Below are 15,636 nucleotides of genomic sequence, written 5' to 3'. Positions count from 1 at the left end.
GCGCCGCTCTGGTTCCCCGGTCGCGCCTCGCGTGCCGGCGCACGAAGACAAGGCTCGCCTGACGTGCCGTGGTCGGCATCGGGCCCTACGGTGGAGCCGTATCCTGCACCGACGACCCAAGGAGCACAGCGCGATGGTCACCGACAACGGTCCCCAGCCCAACGCCTTCGACATCGAGAGCGAGACCCGGGCCAACGACACCTACCGCACGGTGGCCTGGACCGGGAAGTACCTCCAGGTGACCCTGATGTCGATCCCGCCGGGGGAGTCGATCGGCCTGGAGGCGCACCCGGAGACCGACCAGTTCCTGCGGCTCGACGCCGGCCAGGGCCGGTGCGTGATGGGTCCGGCCGAGGACGACCTGAACTTCACCCAGGACGTCAGCGACGGCTGGTCCATCCAGGTGCCCGCCGGGACCTGGCACGACGTCACGAACACGGGGGAGGAGCCGATGCGGCTCTACGCCGTGTATGCCCCCACGCACCACGCCAAGGGCATCGTGCAGCAGACCGCCGACGAGGCGGAGGCCGACGAGGACTCGGGCAAGGACGAGCCGCCGGAGTGGAGCGTCCAGCCGGGCGAGGGCGAGGACGACCTGAAGGCCTGACCGCTGCGCACCCTGGTGCGCGAACGGTGTGTCACATCCGTTGCTCAGGCGACGGATGTGACACACCGTTTTTGCACAGGTATGCCGTCAGTCGCGGCGGTAGGGGTCGCGCGGGTCCCCGCTCGAGGGGGGCGGTCCGTCGGGGTGCGGTCCCGTGCCGGGCGCCGGGGGCGGGGGAGGCGCTCCCTGTCCGTAGTTCGGGGACGAGCCTGAGGGCGTCTGTGGGTAGCCACCGCCGTGTCCCTGACCCTGCTGGCCGTACCCCTGGGACTGCTGCCCGTACCCCTGCTGGCCGTAGCCCTGCGGCGGGTAGGGCTGGCCGGTCCCGTAGCCGTAGCCACCCTGGGGGTTCTGCGGGGGACGCTTGTCCCGGCTGCGCCCGACGAGCCACATGATCAGGCCCACGACGGTGAGCAGCAGCAGCGGGATGAGGGCGAGTGCGGCCAGCGCGGCGACGCCGATCGCGACGATGGCCCCGGTGTCGATGTTGGGCGAGAGCACGGTCGGGGCGCCCTCACACGTGAAGGTGTGGTCACCGGAGGTGGTGGCCGAGTAGCTCCCCACCAGGTCGGCCTGCATCTCGGGGTTCTGCGCGCCGAGGTCCTCGCCGGAGTCGAGCGACTCCTCGGTGCCGTCCGGCAGGGTGACGGTGCACGTCGCGGACTCTCCCGAGCTCTGGGTGAAGACCATCCGCCAGTCGCCGGGCTCCATGGCGACCGTGGCCTGACCGCCCTCCATGGTCAGCTCCTCTTCGGCCATGTCCCCGAAGGACCGGGCGCCCTGGATGGCTCCCCACGCGACGACGGCTCCCGCGATGAGCGAGAGCACGAGGCCGATGAAGAACATCCACTTGCCGGCCGTCGTCAGGCCGCTGCGCCGGGCCGGCGCGTTCGCATACGTCATGTCAGCAGCCTAACCGCGGATGCTGGTGCGGCTAGCGACCCACGTGGTCCTCGCCCTCGTCCTCGTCCTCGTCGTCCACGAAGACCAGCTCACCGGAGGCCACCAGCTCGGAGATCTCCTCCTCGGACAGCGCGGCGAGCTCCTCGTCGGTGAGCTCGACGTAGTCCTCGTCGTCCTGACCCTCCTGCGCCGCGTCCTCGGGCGGCACCCCACCGGTGCCACCGCCCTCGGCGCCACCGTCGCCGCGGCTGTCGGCCTCGTCCTGCCACCACTCGTCGGCGCCCTCCTCCGGCGGGGCGTCGTCCACGACCTCCTCCGCCCCGTCCTCGGGCGGCCGGACGACCAGCAGCAGGACCCCACCGATGAGCAGCATGGACAGCCCGACGAAGGTGCCCAGGCTGCCCAGGGCCAGTGCCCCGAGCCGGAGCAGCGCGTTGGCCGGACCGACCTCCGGAGCCACGACGACCCCGAGCCCGTCGCAGTCGATCTGGTGCTCTCCGGTGCCGGCGGCGCGGAAGCTGCCGATGACCTGGAAGCGGGCGAGGGCCGTGTCGATGCCGATGCGGCGGCCCTCGTCGGCCAGCGAGGTGAAGGGGGTCTGCCCGCCCGGGCCGGTGATGGTGCAGGTGATCTGGTCGACCGGGGTCGGCACGATCTCACCGGGGGCGATCAGCCCTCCGGTGACGTAGAGGGTGCGCTCGGTGCCCTCGGTGAGGGTCACGGTGGCGCTGCCGTCCAGGAGCTCGGCGGAGTTGGTCTGCAGGTGGTCCAGCAGCGACCGGGTGGCCCAGCCGCCGATCAGCGTGATGATCAGCGCGACCACGGCCAGCAGCCCGCCGAGGCGCACGAGGTGGCGGCCGGAGCGACGCAGCCGGGCGCGGCTGGAGCGGGTCGCCGGGGCGGGGTCGTCGGAGGGCATGGGGAGACTCTAGGCCGCGGCCCACGCCTGACGTGGGGTACGGCACGCCGTCACGGCCGGCTCACCCCAGCCCCTCGCGCTCGGACTCGGTGGCCTGCCGCAGCACCAGCCGGGTCCACGCCCCCACGTAGATCCGGTCGTCCCGGTCGATCTCCACCCGCTGCCCGGGGGTGAGCGGCGTGGTGGGCAGCGGCTCGCCGACCGTGCCGACATAGGTGCCGTTGCTGCTGTCGAGGTCCTCGATCCACCAGCGCCGTCCGTCGCTGGTGAGCTGGGCGTGCCGTCGCGAGACCGCGCTGTCGGCCCCCGCGTCGACCTCGGGCCGCACGCCGAGGCTGCCGGAGGGTCGACCGATGAGCACCACCGAGCGGCGGACCACGACGACGTCCGGCACCCCCGCGCTCGGGCACGCCTCCGCGGTCTGCTGCACGGCATACCAGTCCGGGTCGACCCAGGCCTCCACCACCCAGGTGTCGGCGAGGTCGCGCGAGGGCGGGGTATGCCGTGGCCTGGCGTGGGCGGCCACCGCGCCGGCGTCGTCGGGCTCGGGGTCCGGGTCCACCTCGGGCTCCGGCTCGGTCTCCTGTGCCGGCTCGGCGTCTGGCTCGACCTCGGGCTGCGGCTCGGGATCAGGCTCCGGCTCCACGTCCGGCTGGGGCGGGGTCTCCGCCTCGACCTGGGGCTCGGGCTCGGACGGGGACTCAGGCTCGGCCGCAGGGTCCGGATCGACCTCGGTGTCGGGCTCGGGCGGGGTGTCCGGCGTGCCCTCGGTCTCCGGTGCGGGCTCGGGTCCGGTCTCCGGCTGCGGACCCGGTGCGTCCCCGGCCTCCGGTTCCGGTGCGGTGGCGGGCTCGGGTTCGGTCTCCTGGCCTGCCTCCTCGTCCGGGGTCGGCTCGTCCGGAGCCGGGTCGCCCATCGGCGCCGCACCCGTGGTGAAGTCGTAGCCGCAGGACTCGCAGAAGAGGGCGTCGGCGACGTTCAGGGCGCCGCAGTGCGGACACGTCTGCGGCGGAGGCCCGACCGGCTCGCCGAGGTCGAGCACCGACCCGGCGGCTCCGTCACCGGCGGCAGCGCCCCCGGCACCCGCCGAGGCCGGGGCCGCGAGGTCGGAGCCGGCGTCGATGGGCGAGCCACAGGTGTCGCAGTAGTCGGTGGCCTCGCTCTCGTGACCCTCGGGGCAGCGGACCATCAGCTGGGCCGGACCCGGGTCGTCTTCGTCGACGCGGTGTCCAGCTCCATCTCGTCCAGCCGGTCCACGTCGCTGCGCAGCCGCACCCGGCCGGTGGCGGCGTCGTCGATGTCGACCACCCGGGCCAGCCGCGACGTGGCGGCCTCGTCGCCGGTGCTCTGGGCCAGCTGCACCGCCCGGCCGAGCCGGGAGGTGGCCGTCACGTCGTCACCCATCGCCTTGGCCCGCAGCCCCTCCTGGATGGCGGAGGCCAGCTCGGTCTGCCCGGTGTAGTGCGCGACCTCCGGGCTGATCTGCGCGGTGAGCACGTCGTCGGCGGACCAGGCGGCCTTGACCAGCCCCTGGGTCTGCACCTCCTCGCCGACCACGAGCTGCACCCGCGAGGCCAGCTGCTCCTGGCCGATCCCCTTGGGGGCCAGCCGGACCGCGACGTGGTAGTCGCGGCTCTCGTCGCCCCAGGCGCCGGTGTCGTAGCCGCCGGTGAGGGCATTCACCTCGATCCGTCGCCCGGAGAGGTCCTCGAGCGTCGGGCTGACCTGCTTGACGAAGAGCACCTCGGCACCCTGCGGCGCCCACACCCGCAGCTGCGCGTCGCTGATCCCCTTGCTCATGGAGGAGCTCATCAGCGCGGCGAAGTCGTCGCTGAGCCCGTCCCACGTGCGGATGAGGTCCACGCTGCCCAGCAGCGCCTCGGCGATCCGGCGCACCTCCGCCACCTGCCAGGCGGCACCCAGTCCGCGACAGTCCGCCTGGAACCGCCCGCGCACCTGCTCCAGCGCCCAGGTCAGCTCCTGCGGCGTCTCGTGCTGGTTGGCCCCGTCGGTGAGCAGGATCGCGTGCCGCTTCGACAGCGAGGGCACCGTCCCGAAGAGCTGACCGGCCGCGAGCAGCCACCGGCCCATCGCCGTCCCACCACCCGGCACCAGGCGCTGGAGCGACCGCTTGGCCTCCAACCGCGTCTGCGCCGACATCCGCGCCATCGCCGCCGCGTTGCCGGTCGGGTAGCACAGCGCCGCCTCGTGGTTGCCGGCCACGATCGCGAACCACACGCCGTCCACGATCTGGTCCAGCGCCGCGGACGCGGCATACGCCGCAGCCTGCACGCCCTGCACGTCCATGGACCCCGAGACGTCGACGATGATGACCTCGCCGGCCTCGCCGCCCGAGCTGCTCATCGGCGCCACCGTCCCCGCGTCGGAGCAGGTGACCGACACGATGGCGTGCACGTCGGTGCCGCCGTCGGGCAGGAACTCGTTCTGGTGGACGGTCGAGGAGAACTCAGCCATGCCCACCATCCTGCCTCGTGTCCCCGCAGCGGGCGAGGGCGACCGTGATGTTGTCCGCACCGCCCCGGCCGTTCGCCCAGTCGACCAGCCCCTGCGCCAGCGGCAGCGGGTCGGCGCCCACCTGTCGCGCGGTGGCCGCGACCACGGCTGCGAGGTCGGTTGGCTCCGAGGCGTAGTTCCACAGCCCGTCGCTGCAGACCAGCAGCCAGCCGGGCTCCGACACGTCCTGCTCGGTGATCTCCGGCCGCACGTCGGGAGCATCGGGGCCGAGCCACCGCGTGATCGTGTGACCCAGCGGACCCGCCTCGGCCTCGGCCCGGTCGATGCCGGCCCGGACCTGCTCCTCGGCCATCGAGTCGTCGGTGCTCAGCCGCGCCGGGTCGCCCGCGTCCGGCAGCCAGTAGGCCCGGCTGTCGCCGATCGAGCCCACGGTCACCCGTCCGTCCTGCACGATGGCCGACACATAGGTGCAGGAGGGCGCCGAGCCGGCGACCTGCGCCGCCACCTCCTCGACCGCCGCCGCGGCCGCCGCCGCCCCGGCGACGTGCCGGTCCTGAGGCGGACCCTCACCGGTCAGCGCCGCGACGGCGGCGTTCGCCGCGGCCTCGCTGGCCTCCGCCGACCGGGGTGCGCTGGACACGCCGTCGCAGACGACCAGCACGACCCGCCCTGGCTGTCCGTTGTCGGCCCACAACGCCATCGCGTCCTCGTTGTCGCGGTGCCGCCGACCGCGGTCGCAGACCCCGGCCACCGCGGCCGAGGGGGACTGGCTCACGTGGTGCCGCGGGTTGGGCCGGCGCTCGCCGCACCGGGTGCACCAGCCGTCCTCGTCGTAGGGGCCGCCGCAGGACTCGCAGCTGCCGTGGTCGACCGCCTCCTGCTGCTGCGGGCGGGTCGGTGGGAGGTCGCCGTCGAGGACGAGCATCGGCTCGGGCAGCGGGGGCGGCCCCTCGCTGAACGGCTCCGGGTCGGCCTCGGTCTCGTCCGGGTCCGCCCCGGCCTCGTCCGGTGCCGGCTCGGCCGCGTCGGGTGCCGGCTCGGCCTCGTCGGCCGCCTGCTCCGGATCGGTGGCCGTGGCCTGCGGGGCGGCCTCGGTGCCCTCGGCCGTCTCCTCGGCGTGGGGTGCGGCCGCCGTCCCGGGTGCCGGTATGCGCGCGGTCGGGTCGTCCGGGAGGGCGCTGCGATCAGGCTCGCCGTGCGGTGCGGCGTCCACCGGGTCGGGGGTCTGCTGCGTCATGTCCAGCTCCAGGGGCGGACCGCGTTGGCGCGGTCGATGAGCCCGGCCCGCTCCTGCGGGTCGGGGGTGTAGTCGGCGAGCACGCGGTACTCCTGCTCCAGCGCGCGCTGCAGGGCGTCGCGGGTGAGCGGCACCTCACCCACCCGCCAGTCGGGCTTGGGGCCGTGCTGGGTGATCTGCGCCAGCGCCTGCTCGTAGAGCACGGCGTTGAACTGGGCACGCTGACGGGGGTCGAGGGTCAGCCGGCTCACCGAGTGCATCGACTCCCGCAGGTCGGCGAGGCTCCCGCGGCGACGGAGCAGCTCGGCGCGCAGCCAGCGGGCCCGAGGGTGGGCCCGGCTGCTCGGCGGGACCGAGTCCAGGGCGTTGATCGCCCCCTCCACGTCGTCGCGCTGCAGCCGCAGCCGGTGCAGCCCGAAGGCGGCCGGAGCGACATACGCGGCATCGGTGCGCCAGGCGCGCAGGTAGTCCAGCTCGGCCGCCTTGCCGTAGCCGGCGAGCTCGGTGGCCAGCGCCAGCGCCATCCGGGGCGCGATCTCGCCGGGCAGGGCGTCGCGGACCGCGGCGAAGTGGCCTCCCGCCTCCTGCGCCCGCTGCTCGGCGTGCTCGCCCTCGGCCTGCGAGATCGCCCAGAGACCGCGCAGCCACGAGCCCCGCCAGTCCCACGGGTCCTCGCCCAGCAACCCCCGCACGGCCTCGTCCACCCAGGCCTGCTGGCCCATCCGGATGCCCGCCCTCGCCCGGGCGAGGAAGACCTCGGGGGTCTGCTCCGGCGCGGCGCGCAGCGCCTCGAAGGTGGCGCTCGGGTCGTTGCCGGACTGGCTCGAGATCCAGTCGAGCATCGGGTCCTGCTCGTCCCGCTTCAGCTCGGGCAGCTCCCACCAGGACAGGGTCTCCCCGGTGGTGACGGGCGGCTCGAAGGCGGGGCTGTGCGCGGAGAGGGTGGCGGCGCGCTCCGCGCCGGACGCCGCGACCACCTGGCGCAGCACACCGACGAGCTGGCTGCGCAGCTCCTCGACCGAGGTGAACCGGTCGTTCGGGTCGGGGGCGCAGCAGCGGGCCACGACGCGGTAGAAGGCGTCGTGCTCGGTGAAGGCGGGGACCCGGGACATCGGGGGGAACGAGTGCTGGTACTCGGTCTGGTAGCCGCGGAACTCGAAGGTGAGGACGCACAGGGTGCGACCGATGGTGTAGATGTCGGACGCGACCGAGGGCCCGACCTCGGCCACCTCGGGTGCCTGGTAGCCCACGGTCCCGTAGATCGGCGACTCGAGGTCGTCCTGGCGGCGCACCCCGCCGAGGTCGATCAGCTTGATGCCGTCCCCCTCGTGGATGAGGTTGTCCGGCTTGAAGTCGCAGTAGAGCAGCCCGAGGTCGTGCAGGTGGGTGAAGGCCGGGAGGGCCTCGATCACGTAGGCCAGGGCCTGGTCGACGGGGAACGGGGCGTAGCGCCCCGCCTCGCGCATCCGGTCCTGCAGCAGCTGCTTGAGCGAGCGTCCGCCCACGTGCTCCATGACCGTGTAGGCGTCGCCCTCGTGCTGCACCGTGTTGTAGATCTCGACGATGAGGGGGTGCTTGACCTGGGCGAGGAACTGCTGCTCGGCGACCGCGGCGTCCAGCGCGTCGTCGTCGCCGGTGTTGAGCAGCCCCTTGAGCACGACGAACCGGTCCGAGACGTTCTTGTCCCGGCCCAGGTAGATCCAGCCCATCCCGCCGTGCGCGAGCGCGCCGACGTTCTCGTACTGCCCCGCCACCAGCTCACCCGGCTCGAGCTTGGGGGTGAAGGAGTAGGGGGCGCGGCACTGCGGGCAGAACCCCTGCTGCCGCCCCTCGGCCTCCCCGGCGGCACGGCCGACGTCGGCGCCGCAGGCCGGGCAGGTGCGCCGGTCCTCCGGCACCCGCGGGTCGACCATGAGCTTCTCGGTCGGGTCGCCCTCGGGCACGTCGGGGACCGTCGTGAGCCCGAGCCCCAACCGGGAGCGGCGGCCGGCCATGCCGGCCCGCTGCCGACGGACCCGGGCCGCCCGGACGGCCTGCCGGGTCTGGCCCGGTGCCGGTGTCGCCACCACGTGCCCGGAGCCCGCGGCCGGGTCGGCACCCCCCGCCGCGCCCCCGGAGCGGGCACCACCGGCGGCCTCGCCCTGCGACGGCTCGGGAGGCAGGCCGACGGGGGTCGCCTCGATGGGGGCCTGGCTGGGCTCGGGCGAGCCGCAGACGTTGCACCAGCCGTCCTCGTAGGACCCGGTGCAGCCCGGCTCCTGACAGGGCGCGCCGCTCACGGCCGCACCCCCAACGCCTTGACGAAGCTCTCCTGTGCCTGCACCAGCGCCTCCAGTCGGGTCAGGTCGGTCGGCCGGGTCTGCAGCAAGGTGTCGGTCTGCTCGGCGAGGGCCAGCATCGCCGTCTCGTCCGCCAGCGCCTCGCGCACCCGGTGCGCGCGCTCGGTGAGCTCGTCCAGGCGGGCGAGGGCAGCGGCATACTCCGACTGCGCGACGCCCAGGGCGCGCTCCACCCGGGCGAGCCGCCCCCGGTATGCCGTGAGCTCGCCGAGGCCGGTGGGCACGTCCCCGAGCGCGGAGACGTCGGGGACGCCGAGCCGGGGCGCCGGGGCGACCGTGGACCGGGCGCGGTGCGCCAGGGACAGCACGGCCTGCCCCCTGGCGGTCAGCTCGGCGACCTCCCGGGTCGCCTGGGCGTGGTCGGCCTTGGCGTGCGCGCGGGCCGAGGCGGCCACGATGAGGTCTCGCTCGACCGTCGCCGCGCGGGACTCCAGCGGTGCCAGCAGCCCGCCGACGTCGGCGCCGCGGGCCGCCCGGTCGGTCACGTCGGTGAGCCGCTGGTCGAGCTCGGCGTGCGCCACCTCGGCGGAGGAGCGCCTCGATCCGGGGATGAGCGCGACCTGGTCCGCGATCCGCTCGACCTGCTGCCGGAGCGCGCGCAGCCGGCCGGTGAGGTCGGGGTCGGCCCCGTCGAGCCGCAGCCGGGAGCGCAGCGACGACGCCAGCGAGTCCGAGAGCCGGCACGCCTCGGGGAGCGAGACCGCCAGCGCCTGGGTGCCCCGGGTCCCGGGCTGCTCCAGCGTGCCCCAGACCAGCGTGGTGATCCGGCGTCGCTCCTGCTCGCCGACGCGGCCGCTGTCCCAGGTGGCCTGGATCAGCGCGAGCCGATCGGCGACCGCCTGCCACAACGTCATCGACAGGGTGACGTCCGGGGTCAGGGAGGCGCGCTCGGCCGGCTCCTCCACCTCCAGGGCCGCCTGGTCCAGCGCGGCGAGCTCGGTGCGGCGCTGGTCCTTCCACCGCAACATCGCGTCGAGGTAGGCGAGCAGCTCGGTGTCGGGGACGTCGGCGCCGAGCGACCCCGGCGCGACGGGGGCGTGGGTGTAGCCGCCGGTCATCGGGCCTCCCTCCGGCGCCGTCGCCACGACTCCAGACCGAGCCCGGCCCAGGGCAGCAGCACCACCAGGACGAGGGTGGGCCACACCAGGGCCGGCGACGGCGCCCGGGTGGACACCTCCACGACGGACCGCCGGGCCTCGACGACCTCGGTCTCGATGCCCTGCCGCACGGCGTCCGCCTCGGTCAGCACGGCGAGGGAGGCGGTGCGCAGCTCCTCCGGTGCGGGGTCGAGGGACAGCGTCCGGCCGAGGTCGGCCCGCGCCCGGGACCACTCCCCGTCCTCCTGCCCGAGTCCTTCGAGCCGGTAGTGGCGGGCCCAGTAGGAGTACTCGCCCTCCTGCTCGTAGGGCTCGAGCGAGTCCAGACCGAGCACGACCTCGATGTCGTCGCCGACCAGGTCGAGCACGTCGTCGGCCCGGTCGGCCGCCTCCTCGTGGGCCTCGCCCAGCTCGCCGGCATCGTCGTGGACGGGGTCCTGCGCGACGAGGACGATGGCCCCGACCAGGGCCAGCCCGGTGCAGGCGGCCGCCAGCCGTGACCCCTGGCGGAGCAGCAGCACGAGGGTGAGCAGCAGCAGGGCGGCGCCACCGACGAGCAGCACGCTGCCCCAGGTCGACCCGGGCAGGATCGCCTCCCGGGACTCGTCCACGTCGTAGCCGGCGACGGAGTAGCCGATGGCGTCCCGGCCGTCGCGCCAGGTCGTCGCCGCGCGGACCTCACTGCCCTCCGTCGACGACAACGTCGCGCTCAGCTGCCCGATGTCCTCCGCGTAGTAGGAGGGGACCGAGTCCACCCCCTGGAGGGCCTGCCTCGCGAGAGCGACGCTGGGCAGGTCGCCCTCGGCGTCCACCTGCTCGGGGTCGCCGGTGGCCTGGAGGACCATCTCGGTGTCCAGCAACCCGGTGGCCTCCCGCAGCTCGACGCGCACCGCGTCGAGCTGCTCGAAGGTGGCGACCTGCCCCTGGTCGGCCCGCGCCGAGGTTTGGACGGTGCCGATCCCCAGGACGACGGCGGCCGCGACCAGCAGGAGCACCGGTAGCGGCATCCCATCCAGTTTTCCGGGCGACCGCTCCGATCCACGCAGGAGCGAGCTCCTGCCACGCCCGGGCTGCTCGGGGAGGTAGGTGGACACCCGGGGGACGCTGTCGCCCTGGCCCACCCGCTGGGCCTGCTTGCGCAGCCGTCGCTCGGTGCGCACCAACCGGCGCTCCGCCTCGTCGATCGCCCGTTGCCGCGCGGCCAGGGCCTTCTCCGCGGCCTGCCGGTCGTCGGCGAGCTGCTCCTGGGCACGCTCGCGGTCGCGCTCGGCCTGCTCGGCGAACTCCTGCCGGCGGCGCTCCAGCTCGGCCTCCTGCTCCCGCAGCTCCTCGAGCGTGGTGTCCTCGACGTCGGGGCGGTCCTCGCCGAGCAGCAGCATCGGCTGGTCCTCGTCGGTGGCGTCGCGCCGGCGGTCGTCGGGCGTGGGGTTCATCGGTCCTTCCTCCGGCCCGGGAGCGCGAACGCGACCCCGCCGAGAGCGGCGGCGCCGAGCCCGGTGGCCGCGACGGGGGCGGTCGCCCCTCCCGCCTCGTCGAGCGCGGTCAGCATACCGTCACGTTCGTCGGCGACCCGGGCCGCGGCCTCGTCGAACCGCTGCCGGCCCTCGCCCGTCCTCTCGACCGCGGTCGACGGGCTCGCCCCGGGACCGTCCAGCAGGGTGGACACCTCGTCGTGCAGCCCGGTCACGAGCCCGGTGAGCGCCAGCTGCGCGGCCTGGTGCCCCGCGGCGTCGGCGTAGCGCGCCGGGGCCTGGGTCGCCACCTGCACGACGGTGAGGACGGCGAGGACCACGGCCCCGCCCGCGGCGACCGCCTGCCAGCCCGCGCGACGACGCAGGGCGACGACCAGCGCCACCCCGAGCCCCGCCCCGCCGAGCGCGAGAGCACCGAGGGCCACCGCGTCCGGACCCCCGCGGGCGTCGTAGAGGTCCGCGACGGCGTCCTGCGGCACCACCCCGAGGGCGGTCGTGTGCACCTCGTCCCAGGACTCGCCCGCGGCGGCCGAGGCCGGCGGCGCGGTGCGCCCGTCGAAGGTCGCCTCGGAGACCTGCTGCAGCGGTTCGTACCCCCCGCGGAGGGCGCTCGCCTGCTCCGCGAGGGAGGTCGTGTCGCCCGGCGCGCCGCTGCCGGCGACGACGTCCTCCCCGGTGGCGGTCAGCGCCCACGCCTCGTCCGCCGCGACCGCGACGCCGAGCCAGGCGACGCGTGCCCGGTCGGTGGTGGCGATCTCCTCCAGGTCGGCAGGACCACGGTCCGGCCCGCTGATGACGACGCCGAGGACGAGCAGGGCCAGACCGGCGCCCCAGGCCCACAGCGCCACCACGGAGCCGCGGATGCCGGAGTGCCGCTCCTGCTGTGCCAGGTCCAGCTCGCGCTCGACCGAGGACCGTCCGTGCCGCTCGACCAGCCGACGCTCGGCCCGGTCCAGGGCGGCCTGCCGGGTGCGGAGCTGCCGGTCCGCCTCGGCCTGACGAGCGGCCAGCTCCTCCTCGGCCGCCTGCTGCCGGCGCTGCAGCTCCCGGGCGGTGGTGTCCTCCACGTCCGGGCGGTCCTCGCCCAGGATCGGCATCGGGGGTCGGGTCGGCCCGCGACCCCGGGCGTTCATCGGTAGTCCCGCAGCCGTTGCGTGACACCGGCCCACGCCAGCGCGGCCCCGAGCAGACCGAGCAGCAGCGCCCCTGCGGCAGTCAGCACGGCGGGGTTGCTGACGTCGGGGTCGACCATCGACAGGTCGTCGGCGACGAGGCCGGACAGGTTCTCGGCCACCCGGTCGTAGGCCTCCGCGGAGTCCTGGACCGCTCCCTCCTGCACCCCTGCGGCGCGGACCTGCTCCCAGTCCTCCTCGACACCGGAGTCGTCCAGGTCACCGATCGCGACGGACGTCTGCTCCGCCTGGGTCTCCCAGTCGGTGTCGATCCCGGCCGCAGCGGCGACCTGCGCCTGGCGCGCCTGGTAGACCTGCTGCAACGCCGTCGTGGTGGCCTGGGTCTGCTCGACGTGCACGTCGTAGTCGAGGGGCAGGGCCGAGGGGTTGACCGACAGCCAGGTCAGACCGCCGGTGATCACGGTGGCCAGCGCCAGCGGCACGTTGAGGATGCGTCGGGTCCGCAGCGCCAGCCAGATCATCAGCCCGAGCAGCACGAGCACGCCGAGCGTCCCGACCACCGTCGTCAGGACGGACCGCGAGCCGGTGAGCAGGTCCTGCGCGTGCTGGTCGGCGACCTCGTCCACCCGGGCGGTCGCCTCGCGCGCGGCGCCGGAGGCCTCGGCATACCCCTGGACCGGCGACCCGCTCGCACTCGCGCGCTCTACACCGGTGACGAAGGAGCTCCAGTCGGCCGCCGCCTGCCCGAAGCTGTCCGCCATCCGGCTCAGGTCCGAGCCCACCGCGAGCAGCACCTCGTCGTAGGCCTCGAGCGCCTGGGCGTCGGCAGGGTTCTCCGCGGTGACGCGCTCGGCGGCCAGCAGGTCGGCGTGCGCGATGTCCACGCCCGCCTGCTCGGCGGCGGCCCACTGGTCCGCGATGACGTTCGGGGTGGAGTTGACCCCGTCGGTCGAGAAGGTGCCGGTGGCCACCACGCCGGTGAGGAGGGCGGCCGCCGCGGCTGCGCCCCGCGCCAGCCGGAGCAGGCGCGGGGTGGTCGAGACGCTGTCTGCCGCCCTCGCGCCGCGCACCTGGGGCGGGGTCGCCGCGGCGGGCGCGGGCGCAGGAGACGTGGAGGGCTGGCCCGTCCCGGCCGTCTGTGGCGTGGCAGCGGCGGACGCCGACGTCGGCGCCGGCGTGCTCACGCCGGCTCCTGCGGCTGGTCGCCGTCCTCGGGTGCCTCCGCCTCGTGGTCGGCGGGCTCGTCCTCGGCCGGGGGCACGGACAGGTCCACCGCGTCCCGGTCCTCGAAGTCCTCCCGCTGCAGCGTGCGCAACTCGTGCAGGTCGACCTCCGTGGTGTCCCGCAGCCGCCAGGCGTGACGTCCGATCGCGGCCTCCAGCAGGTTGCGGGCGAACCGGCCGTTGCCGAAGCTGGGTCCGCGCGGGGTCGCCGCCAGGATCTCGCCGAAGCGCTCGGTCGCCTCGGGGGCCACGTCGTAGTCCATCTGGCCGGCGAGGTGCTGCTGGATGGCGACCAGCTCCTCGTCGGTGTAGTCCTCGAACTCGATGATGGTGCGGAACCTGCTCTCCAGGCCCGGGTTGGTGGCGATGAACTCCGCCATCGGGTCGGGGTAGCCGGCCACGATGACCACCAGGTCGTCCCGGTGGTCCTCCATCTCCTTGACGAGGGTGTCGATGGCCTCCTTGCCGTACTGGTCCCCGCCGAGGCTGTAGGCCTCGTCGATGAAGATGACGCCTCCGTGCGCGCTGCCCACCACCTCGGCCGTCTTGGCGGCGGTCTGCCCGAGGTAGCCGGCGACCAGCTCGCTGCGGTCCACCTCGACGAGCTGGCCCTTGCTCAGCAGCCCGAGCGCGCGATAGATCCCTCCCACCAAGCGGGCCACCGTCGTCTTCCCGGTGCCCGGGTTGCCGACGAAGACCAGGTGCCGGGTGAGCGTCGCCACCTTGAGACCGGCCTCCTGCCGTCGCGCGTCCATCTTCAGCACGGCGACCTGCCGGTGGATCTCAGCCTTGACCCGCTCCAGCCCGATGAGCTCGTCCAGCTCGGCGAGCAGCTCCTCGAGCGAGCGCTCCGGCTCGGGCTCGGGCTCCGGCTCGTCCTCGACCCCCGGCGTCGCGGCGCTCTCGGCACCGGGTGCCGCGGGAGGTTGCTCTCCTCCCGCTGCAGGCGAGGGTGGGGGCGCGGCGGCCCCCAGGTCGCCGGCCTCCGGAGGTGGTGGCAGGGTCGGGCTCGGCTGGTAGGTCTGGCTGCCCGCCGACAGCGACGTGAGCATGTCCCGCACCCGCGCACCCTGCTCCTGGGCCCGGCGCAGCAGGTCGGCCGACAGCGCCGACGCCGAGGCAGGATCCGTCGCCGGGCTCGCCGGGCTCGCCGGGGTCAGCGGGCCGGCGTCGGGGGGCGTGAGACCGGCGGTCGGAGCCTCGCCGCCGTGGCTCGCTGCGACACCAGCCGCGGCCAGCTGTGCACGGGCCACGGAGGTGGCCTTGCCCACGCTGAGCTGTCCGGCCCCGGGCATCGCGCAGGCGGCCGTCGCGACGTCGGCGAGCGCCTGGGCATACCCCGCCGCCCGCGCACTCCGCTCCGCGATGAGCGTCGACAGCATCGGGGTCGGGATCGAGGCATACCGCCGGCCCTTGGGGACCGCGCCGAAGAAGTCGCTGGCCGGACGGTCGAAGGCACCCGCCCAGAGGGAGTGCGCCTCGCCCGGCCCCGGCTGCTCCAGCACCGCGGCCGCGAGGTGCTGCCCCTCCACCCGGACCGTCTGCTCGTCCAGCCCGGCCTCGCGCCCCACCCGCGCCAGCAGGTCGACGGCGTCCGTCAGCTGCGTCATCCCAGCACCCCCCTGGGTGGTGCCAGCGGGTTGACGCCGGCCGCGTCCGCCGACCCGGCGTCCTCGGCCGGGTCCGCCGGGGGCTGGTCGGGGAGCGGCGCGTCCTCGTCCTCGGTGATCCGCAGCGACCCTCCCGCCCCGGAGGAGCCGAACTTCTCCGCGATGAACCGCCCCTGCGCGACGAGCTCGCGCGCGTCCTGGCGGTAGACCGCGTCGAACACCTTGTCCATCGTCAGCCCCAGCAGGTCGAGCTGGTCCACCAGCACCATGAGCGAGGTCTTGGCCCCGTCGACCGGGCGCGTGTCGGCATACCGACGGGGGAGTCGCTGGTATGCCCCGATCGCCTCGGGCAGGTAGTCGGTGGCGGTGGCGACGACGGTGTAACCGAGGTCGCTCCCGCTGAGCTTCTCCAGCCGCGGCAGGGTGTCCCGGACCGTGGCGATGATGCGGCCGCCGCGGGCGACCACCACGGAGGGCAGCGCGGCGGAGCCCAGCATCTGCTCGGTCGACTCCAGCGCCTGCTGCACGTCCTGCGCGGTGGGCGGGGCGGGCAGGGTCAACCGGTCGTCGGAGGCGGCCGGTCGGCCGAGCATCCGGTCCAGCAGGTCGGAGAACCCCACG

At 74.8% G+C, this 15,636-nt stretch carries 13 protein-coding genes; 1 reads left to right on the top strand and 12 read right to left on the bottom strand.

The genetic code is table 11. The features are described 5' to 3' along the window. Positions 1-133: 133 nt before the first annotated feature. A complete protein-coding gene (locus tag FXF60_RS05215) occupies positions 134-607 on the top strand; it encodes a cupin domain-containing protein (RefSeq protein WP_151524200.1) in 474 nt (157 codons plus the stop codon). Between the two features lie 87 nt (positions 608-694). Here FXF60_RS05215 and FXF60_RS16470 read toward each other — a convergent pair whose 3' ends face one another. The 12 genes from FXF60_RS16470 to FXF60_RS05155 all read right to left on the bottom strand — a co-directional run bounded on the left by FXF60_RS16470 (position 695) and on the right by FXF60_RS05155 (position 15,635). Then, the gene (locus FXF60_RS16470) at positions 695-1,510 is read right to left on the bottom strand and encodes a hypothetical protein (protein WP_192796619.1); all 816 of its coding nucleotides are present in this window, start codon (positions 1,508-1,510) and stop codon (positions 695-697) included. Positions 1,511-1,541: 31 nt separating this feature from the next. Beyond that, positions 1,542-2,429 (bottom strand): hypothetical protein, encoded by an 888-nt coding sequence (locus FXF60_RS16465; RefSeq protein ID WP_192796602.1) that lies wholly within the window; start codon positions 2,427-2,429, stop codon positions 1,542-1,544. A 61-nt stretch (positions 2,430-2,490) separates the two neighbouring features. Further along, on the bottom strand, positions 2,491-3,618 hold the full coding sequence (locus FXF60_RS05200; RefSeq protein ID WP_151524199.1) for an FHA domain-containing protein: 1,128 nt from the start codon (positions 3,616-3,618) through the stop codon (positions 2,491-2,493). Beyond that, positions 3,618-4,904, bottom strand: coding sequence for a VWA domain-containing protein (locus FXF60_RS05195; RefSeq protein WP_151524198.1), 1,287 nt, complete (start codon positions 4,902-4,904; stop codon positions 3,618-3,620). The genes FXF60_RS05200 and FXF60_RS05195 overlap by 1 nt, the downstream gene beginning before the upstream one ends. Further along, on the bottom strand, positions 4,897-6,141 hold the full coding sequence (locus tag FXF60_RS05190; protein ID WP_151524197.1) for a PP2C family protein-serine/threonine phosphatase: 1,245 nt from the start codon (positions 6,139-6,141) through the stop codon (positions 4,897-4,899). The genes FXF60_RS05195 and FXF60_RS05190 overlap by 8 nt, the downstream gene beginning before the upstream one ends. Next, positions 6,138-8,420: a serine/threonine-protein kinase gene (locus FXF60_RS05185; protein WP_151524196.1), complete on the bottom strand. Its 2,283-nt coding sequence runs from the start codon at positions 8,418-8,420 to the stop codon at positions 6,138-6,140. Before FXF60_RS05185 ends, FXF60_RS05190 begins: the two co-directional genes overlap by 4 nt. Next, on the bottom strand, positions 8,417-9,538 hold the full coding sequence (locus FXF60_RS05180) for a hypothetical protein (RefSeq protein ID WP_151524195.1): 1,122 nt from the start codon (positions 9,536-9,538) through the stop codon (positions 8,417-8,419). Before FXF60_RS05180 ends, FXF60_RS05185 begins: the two co-directional genes overlap by 4 nt. After that, the gene (locus FXF60_RS05175; protein WP_151524194.1) at positions 9,535-11,010 is read right to left on the bottom strand and encodes a hypothetical protein; all 1,476 of its coding nucleotides are present in this window, start codon (positions 11,008-11,010) and stop codon (positions 9,535-9,537) included. Before FXF60_RS05175 ends, FXF60_RS05180 begins: the two co-directional genes overlap by 4 nt. Further along, a complete protein-coding gene (locus tag FXF60_RS05170) occupies positions 11,007-12,182 on the bottom strand; it encodes a hypothetical protein (RefSeq protein WP_202879563.1) in 1,176 nt (391 codons plus the stop codon). Before FXF60_RS05170 ends, FXF60_RS05175 begins: the two co-directional genes overlap by 4 nt. Further along, positions 12,179-13,366: a hypothetical protein gene (locus FXF60_RS05165; RefSeq protein WP_151524192.1), complete on the bottom strand. Its 1,188-nt coding sequence runs from the start codon at positions 13,364-13,366 to the stop codon at positions 12,179-12,181. Before FXF60_RS05165 ends, FXF60_RS05170 begins: the two co-directional genes overlap by 4 nt. Further along, complete coding sequence (locus FXF60_RS05160; protein WP_238335716.1) at positions 13,363-15,015, bottom strand: AAA family ATPase; 1,653 nt, start codon at positions 15,013-15,015, stop codon at positions 13,363-13,365. The genes FXF60_RS05165 and FXF60_RS05160 overlap by 4 nt, the downstream gene beginning before the upstream one ends. Beyond that, complete coding sequence (locus tag FXF60_RS05155) at positions 15,012-15,635, bottom strand: hypothetical protein (protein WP_238335715.1); 624 nt, start codon at positions 15,633-15,635, stop codon at positions 15,012-15,014. Before FXF60_RS05155 ends, FXF60_RS05160 begins: the two co-directional genes overlap by 4 nt. Position 15,636: the final 1 nt, after the last annotated feature.

This window comes from Serinicoccus kebangsaanensis (genome assembly GCF_008919445.1).
GTDB lineage: Bacteria > Actinomycetota > Actinomycetes > Actinomycetales > Dermatophilaceae > Ornithinicoccus > Ornithinicoccus kebangsaanensis.
The sequence above is the reverse complement of the archived record's forward strand: the minus strand, read 5'-3'. Positions and strand labels throughout refer to the sequence as shown.

Bases quoted from the DNA above. Each gene is read 5' to 3' on its own strand.
- FXF60_RS05215 (WP_151524200.1), top strand. From the start codon at position 134: ATGGTCACCGACAACGGTCCCCAGCCCAACGCCTTCGACATCGAGAGC.
- FXF60_RS05180 (WP_151524195.1), bottom strand. From the start codon at position 9,538: ATGACCGGCGGCTACACCCACGCCCCCGTCGCGCCGGGGTCGCTCGGC.
- FXF60_RS05190 (WP_151524197.1), bottom strand. From the start codon at position 6,141: ATGACGCAGCAGACCCCCGACCCGGTGGACGCCGCACCGCACGGCGAG.
- FXF60_RS05160 (WP_238335716.1), bottom strand. From the start codon at position 15,015: ATGACGCAGCTGACGGACGCCGTCGACCTGCTGGCGCGGGTGGGGCGC.
- FXF60_RS16470 (WP_192796619.1), bottom strand. From the start codon at position 1,510: ATGACGTATGCGAACGCGCCGGCCCGGCGCAGCGGCCTGACGACGGCC.
- FXF60_RS16465 (WP_192796602.1), bottom strand. From the start codon at position 2,429: ATGCCCTCCGACGACCCCGCCCCGGCGACCCGCTCCAGCCGCGCCCGG.
- FXF60_RS05175 (WP_151524194.1), bottom strand. From the start codon at position 11,010: ATGAACCCCACGCCCGACGACCGCCGGCGCGACGCCACCGACGAGGAC.
- FXF60_RS05195 (WP_151524198.1), bottom strand. From the start codon at position 4,904: ATGGCTGAGTTCTCCTCGACCGTCCACCAGAACGAGTTCCTGCCCGAC.
- FXF60_RS05170 (WP_202879563.1), bottom strand. From the start codon at position 12,182: ATGAACGCCCGGGGTCGCGGGCCGACCCGACCCCCGATGCCGATCCTG.
- FXF60_RS05200 (WP_151524199.1), bottom strand. From the start codon at position 3,618: ATGGTCCGCTGCCCCGAGGGTCACGAGAGCGAGGCCACCGACTACTGC.